Below are 12,999 nucleotides of genomic sequence, written 5' to 3'. Positions count from 1 at the left end.
GAGTAATATAAACCGCTAAACGAATAAAACATGCCATTTAACGCACATCCAAATGAATATAATTGCTATTTACACTTTTAAAAAGATATACTTTATTTACATTTTTGCGCAAATACTCCCTCAGCTTTAATTTGTCGCCGTCATTCAAAAAACTAGGAACACACAATGGCAAAGAAAATAAGCAACAAGTTTTGGTTTCAGTTGCATGGTTGGTTTTCACTGCCAATATGGCTACTGTTTTGCTTTATTTGTATCACAGGTACCATTTCCGTTTTCAGCCATGAACTTACATGGCTTACCAACCCTGATTCTCGGGCACATAACCCCAGTCAAGTAAGTGAGATGTCAGCGGGCTCAGTGTTACGCGCGTTTAAGGATGAGCACCCAAGTGCAGATGTCATGGGGCTCAATGTGAGAGAGCCCTATTTGACCTACGTGGTGATGTTTACCGACGTCGACAAGCCCTATGCGCTTGCATACGTAAACCAGTACACAGGAGCTGTTCAGGAAATAAATGACGGCAATACGTTTATTAATTTTATGCGTTCACTACATGGCTGGCTGCTATTTCCATGGCAAAATGGCTATAGTGTTGGTTACTATTTAGTGGCGTTTATGTCACTGATCCTATTGGGCGCGTTGATCACAGGCCTGGTGGTATACAAAAAGTTTTGGTTAGCGTTTTTTCAGTTTAAGCTGCGTAAATCACAAGGTGGTCGCACCCTTGCCGCTGACATCCATAAACTCAGTGGAGTATGGTCGCTTTGGTTTATGGCCGTAATGAGCCTTACCGGACTGTGGTATTTAACGCAAGCGGTGCTGTGGCATGCTGGTGTTGAACTCGAACATCATGAAACATTAAATGCAGCGAATATACCCAACTCAACAATAAACGCGAATGCAGTAGAGACCAGTGTTGATCTAGCGCTCGCTGAAACCCAACAACAGTACACTGACTTTCGCCCAAGTTACATCATGCTACCTGAGCATAACCGCGATACGCTTAAAATCAGTGGCGCAAACGACTATGTACTCTATGACGATTACAGCATTAATATTGCCTACAACACTTGGAATGATACAGTCGTTCATCATGCAAACCCTGATTCAATGACAGGCTTACAAACGGTTATGCACATCACAGATCCACTGCACTACGGCACCATTGGAGGGATCTGGACAAAAGTCATCTGGTTTATTTTTGGCTGTATTTTATCCGGGATGTCAGTTACCGGATTTATCATGTATCAGCTTCGGACCAAACGCGCGCGTAGCCAAGAACGAAGCAATGCAAGACAACTAAAAGCACAACAAGGGTAAATCGCCATGAATGCAGTCAAACGCTTTATACAACACAATAAATATTGGTTAAATGCTCTATTGCTGGTATTGCCAGCTTGGTTTTATTATCAATCATTACATCCAGAATTTCCCGCTCCATTGGCGGAGCAAACACTTGGAAAGTACAGCATTACACCAATGCCTTTTGACGACAAGCCGCCATACATCCACGATAACTTATACGTCAAAGACTTCTTATTGCTATTTAATAAAGGCGATGTTGATTCTATGCGTCAAGGCTATCTCAATATCGGCCCCAACGCGATGCCACTTGCACAGCTTATGGAGCATGAGCTCGGGATCCTTCACGGCACAAAACACGGTCAACACGTACATGCTTTAGCAAAGAAAACATTATCAAAAGACGACAGGGTTTGGCTGACGATTGAAACTTGGCAAGGCGAAGTCATCGTCATGAATTGGCCACTGCCAGAGTATTTAATCAAAGAAAGCGCATAGAAAAGGGGCATCTCGCCCCTACTCGATTTGACTTACACTTAGGACTCAATGGAAATCAGGATATTATACCAGTTGTATTAAGTAAATGATCTATCTTGAAGCGGGGAAATAGCTTTAGTAGCAAGGCAAAAATTTTGCTATTTAGTTGTTCTAAATGAGAAATTTTTAACGTAGCTAATATGCTATTTCACCCTTCAAATTGATTAGAGAATTAATTCAATTGGTATTAGTACCCCACCGCAGCGCTATCTGCACGCCTTGGATCTGAGGAGCCAAATAGACCTTTCTCGGTAAGCAAGATTGACTGGGTTGAGCCCATCGCATTCTGCTCTGAAAGTGTGTGTCCTTTGTTTTCAAGTAGACGTCGAGTATCCACATTTAAGCTACGTTCAATACGAATTTCATCTGGTAACCATTGGTGGTGAATACGCGGAGCCACAGTTGCTTCTGCGATATTCAAGCCATGATCAATAACATTCATAATGATTTGCAGCGTGGTGGTGATAATACGCGAGCCACCTGGGCTACCCGTTACCAAAAAGGGTTTACCCTCTTTCATTACAATCGTCGGTGTCATCGAGCTCAGCGGGCGCTTCTTGCCTTCAACAGCGTTAGCTTCTCCACCAACCAAACCAAAACCGTTTGGTGTGCCGGGCTTTGCCGAGAAATCATCCATTTCGTTGTTAAGTAGAATGCCTGTGCCAGCCGCGACAATACCTGAGCCATAGCTAAAATTGAGCGTGTAAGTGTTACTCACCGCATTGCCCCACTTATCTACCACAGAATAATGCGTGGTTTGGTTACTCTCATAAGGTAATAATTTACCGGGCTTAACCTCACGGCTTGGCGTCGCTTTGTCTGCGTTTATTTGTTTACTGCGCTGCTTTGCATATTGCTTATCCACCAATGCTTTAACGGGTACGTCGTAGAAATCGGGGTCGCCCAAATATTCACTGCGGTCAGCATACGCACGCTTCATGACCTCAGCCATTAAATGGACGGTAGCAGCGCTATTATGCCCAAGCTCACCAATAGGATATTGCTCCAGCATGTTCAGCATCTCTATGATATGCACACCACCAGATGAAGGAGGCGGCATAGAAACGATGTCGTAGCCGCGGTATGTGCCTTTTACCGGCTCACGCTCTACCGCTTTATAGCCTTTTAAATCATCCAGCGACATAATGCCACCAGCTGCTTCTACCGCAGCAACAATTTTCTTTGCTGTCTCGCCCTGATAAAAGCCCGCGCTGCCTTTTTCAGCGATCAGCGCTAAAGAGTGGGCAAGATCTGCTTGCACCAGCCATTCATTTGGCTTGTAGCTGCTACCATCTTTTTTATAAAACACAGCCTTAGACGCCGGCACACTCAGCATTCGTTCTTTAATGTAACTATGAGAAAGCGAATTAGCTAAATCAGAGGTCACTTTAATGCCATCTCGCGCCAATTTTATTGCAGGCTGAATAACTTGGTTAAGTGTCATGGTGCCGTATTTTTCGAGTGCTAACTCCATCCCCATAACAGTTCCGGGAACACCCACGGCAAGGCCGTGCTGAAGGCTTAGCTTTGGGTTTACCTCGCCATTTTCATCAATAAAGATATCTTTGTGCGCACGGCTCGGTGCCATTTCGCGATAATCAATCGCGATGGTTTTATTCTCTTTTGCCAGATGCACTAGCATAAAGCCACCACCGCCGATATTTCCGGCCCTTGGCAAAGTCACTGCAAGACTAAAACCTACTGCGACAGCCGCATCAACAGCATTACCTCCTTGCTTTAAAATCTCCACCCCAACCTGACTGGCAAGTGCCTCTTGGCTAGATACCATGCCATGCTCAGCCCATATTGGCTGTGCTGTGGCTTTAGAACTAAATATTGGTGACTCGTCAGCTTGCGCCGTGTTACCAAACGCAACACCCACGCACAAGGAAACAGAGCAAGTCCACACCAAGGCTGTTAATTTACGCATCTTCATCCCGTTTTTTAATTATTCTCATGTTGCAGTGTTGCATGATTAAAAAGACCAAACAATATCGATGCGTTGGGCGGCTGACAGTGCAAATTTACATTACACCATAGTTACTGCACTCAAGGCTAACAAGCAGCATGTTGTCGAACGTTGAAGTTACACAGGGTTGAAATAAGGCAATTAAGAAAAACATAAATTTAACTTTTAAAGAACATATTTGACAAATAATTTATATTGGGTACAGTCAATAATGCAGTTTATTTTTTGTACGACAACTCAAGCTTTCACAATAAGGAAAATAAGATGAAATTGACTCTAACAAAAAGAAAGATAAAACAACTGAACCATACTGCAGGCTTGGAAAAAGCCCAAACACCAAACATCGCGGGAGGTTATTTAACCGCGGGTTGTGACAGAGAAATAACCGAGTTATGCAACACGAAAGCATTTGGTTCTTGCTATAACTGTGGCTCTCTTCGCTGTTAATACGCTTTCTTACCACCCAAAGGAAATGAAAAATGAAAATTAAACTAAATAAAAAGCCGCTTAAAAACTTAAACAATGCTCAAGCTATTACACCACAAGCGACCCCCCAAATTGGTGGTGGTGTAAACCGTTTAACTGATTTGGACTGTGTACCAACTAACCGCCACGATTGCCGTACAGGTGCTATCTCTTGTTACGGTGATCACGACTGCGCTTTCACCAATAGACAGTATATGTGTGATTAATTTTTTTTAGGCCCGTACTTGGGCCTACTTTGGAGTCTCGACCTACTTAAAACACTAATCCTAGCTCACGTAACTCGCGTTCAGCTTGAGCCGCATTAAAGAACTGAATGCCATGTAACCCAACCTGCTTTGCACCTTCGACGTTCGCTAAGACATCATCAAGAAAAACACAGTCACCTGCCGCCAGTTGGTAGCGCTCCAGTAAATGAGTAAAAATAGCTTTGCCGGGCTTCATGCAGCCAAGCTCAGCAGAAATAATTTCTCCGTCAAAGTGTTGCCAGAAAGTATGACGCGCTTTTAGGTGGCTCACAATCTCGTGCACATTATCGGTTAGGGCATAAGCACTATATCCAGCCTCCTTTAGGCGCTGCATCAGTGCAAGCGTGCCATAAAGTGGGATCAGTGATTCTTTGATATAAAAGAACAGTTCGTCAGCTTGCTCAGAGGTTAAGTGACAGGTTTGCATAAAAGCGTGCTTGGTGTCTGCTTCAGTCAGTTCGCCTCGATTAATCGCAAACCAAATCTCACTGTGGAACAGCTGCTTAGCTAGACTCTCAACGTCGCATTGGTTGCCAAAGGTAAGCCGAACTATCTCCTCCGGTGACCACCTCACAAATACGTTACCGACGTCAAAAATTACGTGTTTAATATTGCCAATTGCCATCCTTGAACCTCTTTAGTTAGTTTAAATATGAGCGTTTATTATGCATATCTTTATCACTTACGCACGGCTAATTCGTTAGACTTCATTGAAATAAAATCAATCATGCATTTGTTGTAAATACTCGCTAAAAAAGGTTAGAAAAGCTTTGACTTGGCGAGGTTGGAACTGCCTAGATGGATAAATCGCTTGCAGCGCGACTTTATCTGAGTCCGTTGGACTAAATCCCAATGTTTGAGTTGGCAACAACTCCACCAATCGCCCCGCTTTAATATCTTTGTGAACATCCAACCATGACTTAATGGTGATCCCAAGCCCCTGAATAGCCCAGTTTCGCAATACTTCTCCATCTGAACTCACTAAACAGGTAGGCACGGTTTCAATGATGGTAGCTTGCGTGTCTCTGTCAATAAAATACCAATCGTTTAGCGCCTGTCCTGCTCTTTCCAGTACTAAACAGCGATGGCGCTGTAATGCTTGATAGCAATCTGGTGTACCATACTGTTCGAGATAGTTTGGGGCAGCCACCAGCATTCTGCGGTTGTTTAACAGAGGCCGAGATATCAAACTGCTATCATTTAAATTACCATAACGAATGGCGATATCAGTGCCAGACTCAACTAATTTGACCAAGCCCTCCCCCAAGCTCAAGTTAACCACCACCTGTGGATGCTGCGTGGCAAACTCCGCAACGGCGGGAACCACGTACTGACGGCCAAAGTCTGAGCTTGCTGCAATTTTGAGTGTGCCTCTCAAATCGGGATCGGCATCTTGCAGTAGTGCCTCCGCCGCCGCGACCTCCTCAATGACTCGCACACAGCCCTGATAAAACCGCTCTCCCGCTTCTGTCAGTTTGATACTTCTGGTGTTTCGAGTAAGTAAACGGGTTTTATAGTGCGCTTCAAGTGCATTGATCCGTGCGGTCATGCTCGCTGGAGAAAGCCCTAATACTCGCCCTGCCGCAGCTAAGCCATCAGAGCGCACCACTTGAACAAAAAGCGCCATATCGTCTGCTTTGCTTTTCATTATTCACCTTTTATGAAAAGTAATTTTATATAAAAGCCAATTATCAAATATTAATAAACAAATAGACTGTTCTCAACGCATAAATCGCTAACACCAATGGAGGTAACACACCATGCAGTTAGATCACTTTTTGTTTAGAGCACATGACATGGCAAAAATGGCGACCTTTTTTGAGCAGGTGCTTAGGCTTAAAGAAGGCTTACGTCCACCTTTTCCATTTCCAGGAAAGTGGTTCTATGGCGACCAACAGCAACCTTTCATTCATCTGGTTGAACAATCACCACATACCCAAGCACAGGCTGAATACCTTGGTTCTGCGCAAAACACAAACATGAGTACTAGCAACATAGATCATATTGCATTTCGTGGTGACGATTACCCTGGGTTAATCGCCCGACTAGAGCATTTTGGCATTCGCTACGTGGAACGAGATGTCCCTATTAGCAATGAGCATCAGGTTTTTATCTTTGCACCTGAATCTCTAAAAATTGAAGTGCTGTTTCCACGCCACATCAACTCACTTGTCCAATAATTAGGAGAATACTATGTCTGATCCATTGTTATTTACGCAGAAAAAACTCGGTAATTTAATCTTACCAAATCGCATTTTGATGGCACCAATGACCCGCTCTCGAACAACACAACCGGGAGATATTCCAAACCAGTTGATGGCAAAGTACTACGCCCAACGCGCTTCGGCAGGGCTTATCATTAGTGAAGCCACACAAATCTCTTGTCAGGGCAAAGGATATTCATTTACTCCCGGAATTTATACTGCTTCGCAGGTTGCTGGATGGAAAGAAATCACCCATGCAGTCCAGCAAAAAGGTGGCCGTATTTTCTGTCAGCTTTGGCATGTCGGTCGTATGTCTCACTCCACTTTTCATGAAGATGGCCAACCCGTCGCCCCCTCAGCACTGGCGCCCGACGCACAAGTGTGGGTGGTCAATGAAAAAGGAGTGGGTGAAATGGTCGATTGCCCAACACCACGCGCACTGGCAACCCAAGAAATACAGAGCATAGTCGAAGATTATGTCCATGCGGCTGAGAATGCCATGATGGCGGGGTTTAATGGCGTCGAGATCCACGCTGGTAATGGCTACTTAATCGACCAGTTTTTACGCCGCAGCTCTAATCAACGCCATGATCAATATGGTGGCTCGAAGGAAAACCGAATTCGCTTTGCGGTTGAAGTTATCACTGCGATTAGCCAAGCAATTGGGCCTGAAAAAGTAGGGATCCGGTTAGCACCTTTTATTACCCAACGTGGCATGCAAGACGAAGAAGCCATTGATACTATTTTGCTCGCCGCGGAGCACTTTAACCGCTTAGGCATTGCCTATGTACACTTAGCTGAAGCGGACTGGGATGATGCGCCGGTCGTGACGGAGAGTTTTAGGCAAGCACTAAGAAGAAAATTTCACGGCGCCATTATTGTGGCGGGAAATTACGAGCCAGAGCAAGCCGAAGCCCTTATTGAACAAGGTCTAGTTGACTTTGTGGCTTTTGGTCGCAAGTTTATCTCCAACCCAGACCTCATATATCGTCTAACTCATCAATTACCTTTGAGTCCAATCAACCCTGATGCGCCTTTGTTTGGTGGTAGCGAGCAGGGCTACACCGACTATGCAGATTTTCAACAATTAAGAGCAAAAGGTGCAATATGAAGCCATTATTACTGAACTTATCCCTAGCCTCCATGGCATTACTCGGTGCAACCAATGCAATTTCAGCACCTGAGTTTACACTAGAAAGCCCAGATCTTGTTGCCGAAAAATCTATTCGACCATTTCAATACTGGGATCAATTTGGCTGCGAGGGAAACAGCACACGGCCAACCTTAGTTTGGTCAAATGCACCTAAACAAACCAAGAGCTTTGCGGTGACGTTTTACGATCAAGACGCGCCAACCGGCAGCGGATTTTGGCACTGGCAAGTGTATAACTTGCCCAAAGACACGACTCGGCTTGCAGAAACTTTACCAAGCCAAGCCATTGAAGGTAATACGGATTTAGGAAAACCTGGGTACTTTGGCCCGTGCCCACCTATTGGCCGCAAACATAAATACACCTTTACCGTGCATGCGCTAGATGTAGATACACTCCCCGTGCCAGCTGGTGCAACGGCACCACTTACTGGATTTTTTATCCACCAGCATAGCTTAGCGCAGGCAACACTTTCTGTGTATGCCGGCCCAAGAGCCGCAGGAGAATAACCATGCGTACTACGTTGACCACAAGTATTCGAGCACTACTAACAGCAACCGCCCTGCTTACAGGCACAGCCCACGGCGCTGAAATAGAGTCTGGCCAATACTGGCCTGATGATGCTCAATTGGTGATCTCTGTCTCCATGCAGTTTGAAGCAACCGCGCAAGACCCAAGCGATCCTGGGCCATTTCCTCAGCAAGAAGCGGGCTATCCCGACACCGTCGCTCCTACTTGGTATCAGTATGGCATGAATGAAGGGATCCCACGATTGCTTAAGCTTTGGGATAAGCACAACATCAAAGTGACGTCCCACATGGTAGGAAAAGCTGCAGAGCTTAACCCTAAACTTGCCAAAATGGTGGCAGAAAAAGGGCATGAAATTTCAGGTCATGGACAAAATTGGACACCACAATACTCGATGACACCCGAAGAAGAACGAGCGTCTTATATTCACAGTGCAGATGTGCTTGAAAAGATCACCGGGCAAAGACCAAAAGGCTTTAATGCATTTTGGATGCGCCACTCTGAGCAAACTCTAACTATTTTGCAGTCCCTTGGATTTATCTATCATATTGATGATTTATCTCGGGATGAGCCTTCGTTTACCCCGGTCAATGGCAAGCCCTTCGTGGTGGTGCCTTATACCTTTAGAAATAACGATATCGTGCGCTATGGCGGCAGCTCCGCAATGACAGCAAAAGCCTATTTACAAGAGTTAAAGGACGAGTTTGATGTGCTTTATGAAGAAGGAAAATCCCAGCGCCGGATGATGTCTATCAGTGCACACGACAGGCTCGCAGGCAGCCCTGCTCGCGTAAAAGCACTTGACGACTTTATTCGTTACGCTAAATCGCACCCAAAGGTTAAGTTTATGCGCAAGATAGACATAGCCAAATGGACTCTAAAGCAACAAGACGTACCAACCAACCCAGAACGTGTGTTTTAGAGGTGCTAGGTAATGATTAAACATGCTTTAATTTTAGCGCTAAGTGTCAGTGCGACACTAGCATTAGCGGCACCCAATGAGGAGTTACCCGTAGCAAAGGTTGCGCAAATTTGTGAATCAGCACAATGCCAAATAGCCGCGAATGCCGCATTGCAATACGCTGCTTTTTGGCACAGTGGAGACACTAAGTTTGCAAGACAGGCACTAAGTAACGCATTTACTGATATGACATTACCAAGAGGTAGAAAGCAAGGCTTGAAAGGCGTGCTAGAAGCCTCATCAGGATTTCGTCGCGCAGTGCCAGACCTGAAAGCAGAAGTCGAACACTTACTAGTCAGTGGTTCATTTGTCACGGTACGACTACGTTTCTTTGGACACTTCAGCGGCAAATTTGGTGAGCACCAAGGAGCAGGTCAAGCCATTGATTTCCGAGCTGTCGATGTTTACTACGTTGATGGTGAGAAAATCACTAAAAATTGGCATCTAGAAGACTACCATACGCTCTTTGAACAAATGCAGATTAGCGAATAAACAATTATTGTCATAATACCGAGGCTCCGACTTGGAGCCTATTTAACAACGCGCTTGTATTCTACATTCCTTTAAATCAATTGATTATATACAGTTTTTATCAACAATCTGTTCTAATACGGTCACTAAATTAGGTATTAGCAAAAGTAGATTTATCGCAGTGCAATCAATAAACCAACTTTCTCAACAGTTCATTTCCCTGTGTAAAGATAAACGTAAACTCTCAGATCACACCTTGAAAGCATATCAAATTGACCTAAAGCAGTTTATGCAGGCACTTGATGAAAATAAAAGCATTAAAGATATTAGCAAAGTAGACTTATCACAGTTCCATCAATTTCTAGTTGATTCCGAGCTATCAAACACATCAATAAAGCGCAAAATGGCGTGTGTAAGGGCTATGTTCCAGTGGCTTGAACGAGAGGAATTCATCGAGCTTAATCCTTTTCATAAATTCCAGCTAGACATTAAGCTACCCAAAAGATTGCCAAGAAACGTACCACACTCAGACTTGAAACGCTTGCTCAAACAAGCCAGAAAAAACTGTAAAAACTTATGGGTAGAATCATCAAACACATATAGCGTCAGTCAAAAGCGCATGCTAAATGAATTTACTTCACTCATCGCGTTAGAACTTATGATTAGCACAGGGATCCGAGTATCTGAGCTTGCTGGAATTTGTTTAACTGACATCTATATCAACGAAAAGAAGATTAAAATCTTAGGTAAGGGAGCCAGAGAAAGGTTTGTGTATCTCACAGACCAAGAAATAGCCAAATTACTCAAGAACTATATTGAAAGCCGCGCTATTTGCGCACCACATTGTGATCATTTACTGATTAATAGCCGCGGGGAACCCGCCTCAACGCAATTCTTACGCAAACTAATCAAAAAACTTAGTCAACAAGCATACACCCAACTCAAAGTCACTCCACACATGCTAAGACACAGCGCGGCATGCGAACTACTTGAATCAGGCCTCGACATTCGCTTCGTCCAACGGTTGCTTGGACACAGTAGTATCTCAACCACGGAAATTTATACCCATGTGACCGACAACGCGCTGCAAAAGAAGATCACTAAAGCCAATGTAAGGAAACGAATTGCTAGTTAGTAAGGATAACTACTAATTATGAATCTCAATTCACACTATTCATTAGAAAGAGTTGTGAGCTCTAAAGATCAAAAGTATATCGAAGGATTATCGATATACTCTAGGTACACACACCCTGCTCTTAGAACGGAAACTAATACAATTACTTATTGGCTAGATAACTATAACAAAAAGTTTGATGATGAGTTCCATGTCCTTGTTTTTTCAAATAATGAAATAGTTATTGGCTATACTCAACTAACCTATTTTGTTGAAGAAAATATAGTTGTTATTGACTATATATCCATAGATGAAAGATATAGGAAGAACAACACCTTTTTTTGATGAGTCATTTGATATTGTAATATGTGTAGGTTCGGTACTAAATTATGTTGATGCACAGCTTGCTATTAAAGAGCTTAATCGAGTAACAAAAAAAGGTGGAGCTTTAGTTTTAGAATACGAAACTAGTAATAGTTATGAATTTATATTTACAGACAAGTACAAGGAAAGTGTAACTCCGATCCACACCTTTTATAATGGAGAAAGCGAACATCTTTGGCTTTATTCTATTGATTACATAAACTCAATTTTACACAGTTTTAACTTGTTAGAGAAAAAGAGCAACTCGATACATATCATATCCACACTGCTCTTACGAAGTACAAGTAACCCGAAACTATCTTCCAAACTCTCCAAGTTAGATCCTTTTTTTCAAAGGGTTAACATACTAAAAAGAGCTTTATAGCACCGCAAAGACGTCTCTCGTTGATGATGTTTATTTTAAAGGTGGAAGTGATAAAGCATATGAAAGTATAGTAAAGACAACAACTGCACAACCTACTCAACATTTAGGTCTGTCGGTGAAATTGACTTTTTTATTTTTGGTATTAGCGTTATCTATTTCTGCTTTTTTAATAAAAAAGCAGAAATAGATAAAGATGATTTCTTTTACTTTTATGGTTTTCTTTCCGTTAGTTTCGTCTTTTTTCTTTCTTTGTTCTCGTCGCGTGCACTGGAGGTACTAAAAGTTGTATCTAAAACCTTCAGCGACATTTTAAAAGGAAAGCCATAAAGTTACATCCACCTCTTTTTAGTATGTTAACCCTTTGAAAAAAAGGATCTAACTTGGAGAGTTTGGAAGATAGTTTCGGGTTACTTGTACTTCGTAAGAGCAGTGTGGATATGATATGTATCGAGTTGCTCTTTTTCTCTAACAAGTTAAAACTGTGTAAAATTGAGTTTATGTAATCAATAGAATAAAGCCAAAGATGTTCGCTTTCTCCATTATAAAAGGTGTGGATCGGAGTTACACTTTCCTTGTACTTGTCTGTAAATATAAATTCATAACTATTACTAGTTTCGTATTCTAAAACTAAAGCTCCACCTTTTTTTGTTACTCGATTAAGCTAACTCTACAACGGAAAAGCTTGAGCTGGGAAATTTAGTACCGAACCTACACATATTACAATATCAAATGACTCATCAAAAAAGGTGTTGTTCTTCCTATATCTTTCATCTATGGATATATAGTCAATAACAACTATATTTTCTTCAACAAAATAGGTTAGTTGAGTATAGCCAATAACTATTTCATTATTTGAAAAAACAAGGACATGGAACTCATCATCAAACTTTTTGTTATAGTTATCTAGCCAATAAGTAATTGTATTAGTTTCCGTTCTAAGAGCAGGGTGTGTGTACCTAGAGTATATCGATAATCCTTCGATATACTTTTGATCTTTAGAGCTCACAACTCTTTCTAATGAATAGTGTGAATTGAGATTCATAATTAGTAGTTATCCTTACATCTTTTTCTATGTCAAATAAAACCAGACCACGAACCAAACTGCAACAAAAGATTACATAAATTCAACAAAAATACTGTGCTAACTCATCCCAAAACCACAATTTTTATTTTCGAAACCGCAAAAAGCACTCCTTCCCTGCAAACAGAGAAAGTAAAAAATCCAATAATTTCAGTGAATTAAATTTTGGCATGTGACTTGTTATCTACTGAGTAATAACAACC

The 12,999-nt window shown here is 42.4% G+C and carries 15 protein-coding genes; 11 read left to right on the top strand and 4 right to left on the bottom strand.

What is annotated here, in order from left to right; translation table 11 throughout:
• The first annotated feature begins 165 nt into the window (after window positions 1-165).
• Window positions 166-1,320 (top strand): PepSY-associated TM helix domain-containing protein, encoded by a 1,155-nt coding sequence (locus CTT31_RS05230; protein ID WP_260492134.1) that lies wholly within the window; start codon window positions 166-168, stop codon window positions 1,318-1,320.
• A 6-nt stretch (window positions 1,321-1,326) separates the two neighbouring features.
• On the top strand, window positions 1,327-1,800 hold the full coding sequence (locus tag CTT31_RS05225) for a hypothetical protein (protein ID WP_211859473.1): 474 nt from the start codon (window positions 1,327-1,329) through the stop codon (window positions 1,798-1,800).
• A gap of 226 nt (window positions 1,801-2,026) precedes the next feature.
• On the opposite strand, the gene ggt is transcribed toward CTT31_RS05225, so the two are convergent.
• A complete protein-coding gene (gene ggt / locus CTT31_RS05220) occupies window positions 2,027-3,769 on the bottom strand; it encodes a gamma-glutamyltransferase (protein ID WP_211859472.1) in 1,743 nt (580 codons plus the stop codon).
• Window positions 3,770-4,072: 303 nt separating this feature from the next.
• Here ggt and CTT31_RS05215 point away from each other — a divergent pair, with 303 nt between their 5' ends.
• Window positions 4,073-4,255: a hypothetical protein gene (locus CTT31_RS05215; RefSeq protein WP_010604114.1), complete on the top strand. Its 183-nt coding sequence runs from the start codon at window positions 4,073-4,075 to the stop codon at window positions 4,253-4,255.
• Window positions 4,256-4,287: 32 nt separating this feature from the next.
• On the top strand, window positions 4,288-4,500 hold the full coding sequence (locus tag CTT31_RS05210) for a hypothetical protein (protein ID WP_010369567.1): 213 nt from the start codon (window positions 4,288-4,290) through the stop codon (window positions 4,498-4,500).
• Between the two features lie 46 nt (window positions 4,501-4,546).
• On the opposite strand, the gene CTT31_RS05205 is transcribed toward CTT31_RS05210, so the two are convergent.
• Both CTT31_RS05205 and CTT31_RS05200 read right to left on the bottom strand, forming a co-directional pair.
• Window positions 4,547-5,164, bottom strand: coding sequence for an HAD family hydrolase (locus CTT31_RS05205; RefSeq protein WP_211859471.1), 618 nt, complete (start codon window positions 5,162-5,164; stop codon window positions 4,547-4,549).
• A 96-nt stretch (window positions 5,165-5,260) separates the two neighbouring features.
• Window positions 5,261-6,187, bottom strand: coding sequence for a LysR family transcriptional regulator (locus CTT31_RS05200; RefSeq protein ID WP_130126649.1), 927 nt, complete (start codon window positions 6,185-6,187; stop codon window positions 5,261-5,263).
• A gap of 112 nt (window positions 6,188-6,299) precedes the next feature.
• On the opposite strand from CTT31_RS05200, the gene CTT31_RS05195 reads away from it, so the two are divergent.
• The 7 genes from CTT31_RS05195 to CTT31_RS05165 all read left to right on the top strand — a co-directional run bounded on the left by CTT31_RS05195 (window position 6,300) and on the right by CTT31_RS05165 (window position 11,715).
• Window positions 6,300-6,719 (top strand): VOC family protein, encoded by a 420-nt coding sequence (locus CTT31_RS05195; RefSeq protein WP_260492133.1) that lies wholly within the window; start codon window positions 6,300-6,302, stop codon window positions 6,717-6,719.
• Window positions 6,720-6,732: 13 nt separating this feature from the next.
• Window positions 6,733-7,854 carry an alkene reductase gene (locus CTT31_RS05190; RefSeq protein ID WP_260492132.1) on the top strand — a complete coding sequence of 374 codons (1,122 nt, stop codon included), beginning with the start codon at window positions 6,733-6,735 and terminating at the stop codon, window positions 7,852-7,854.
• Window positions 7,851-8,402, top strand: coding sequence for a YbhB/YbcL family Raf kinase inhibitor-like protein (locus CTT31_RS05185; RefSeq protein ID WP_039491078.1), 552 nt, complete (start codon window positions 7,851-7,853; stop codon window positions 8,400-8,402). The genes CTT31_RS05190 and CTT31_RS05185 overlap by 4 nt, the downstream gene beginning before the upstream one ends.
• Window positions 8,403-8,404: 2 nt before the next feature.
• Window positions 8,405-9,343, top strand: coding sequence for a polysaccharide deacetylase family protein (locus tag CTT31_RS05180; RefSeq protein WP_260492131.1), 939 nt, complete (start codon window positions 8,405-8,407; stop codon window positions 9,341-9,343).
• Between the two features lie 12 nt (window positions 9,344-9,355).
• A complete protein-coding gene (locus tag CTT31_RS05175; RefSeq protein WP_260492130.1) occupies window positions 9,356-9,874 on the top strand; it encodes an ester cyclase in 519 nt (172 codons plus the stop codon).
• 160 nt (window positions 9,875-10,034) lie between these two features.
• A complete protein-coding gene (locus CTT31_RS05170; RefSeq protein ID WP_138583737.1) occupies window positions 10,035-10,988 on the top strand; it encodes a tyrosine-type recombinase/integrase in 954 nt (317 codons plus the stop codon).
• A gap of 289 nt (window positions 10,989-11,277) precedes the next feature.
• On the top strand, window positions 11,278-11,715 hold the full coding sequence (locus tag CTT31_RS05165) for a class I SAM-dependent methyltransferase (RefSeq protein WP_260492129.1): 438 nt from the start codon (window positions 11,278-11,280) through the stop codon (window positions 11,713-11,715).
• A gap of 667 nt (window positions 11,716-12,382) precedes the next feature.
• Here CTT31_RS05165 and CTT31_RS05160 read toward each other — a convergent pair.
• The gene (locus tag CTT31_RS05160; RefSeq protein WP_260492128.1) at window positions 12,383-12,757 is read right to left on the bottom strand and encodes a hypothetical protein; all 375 of its coding nucleotides are present in this window, start codon (window positions 12,755-12,757) and stop codon (window positions 12,383-12,385) included.
• Window positions 12,758-12,999 lie beyond the last annotated feature (242 nt).

Source organism: Pseudoalteromonas maricaloris (assembly GCF_024746855.1).
In the GTDB taxonomy this organism is placed as follows: Bacteria; Pseudomonadota; Gammaproteobacteria; order Enterobacterales; family Alteromonadaceae; genus Pseudoalteromonas; species Pseudoalteromonas maricaloris.
The sequence above is the reverse complement of the archived record's forward strand: the minus strand, read 5'-3'. Positions and strand labels throughout refer to the sequence as shown.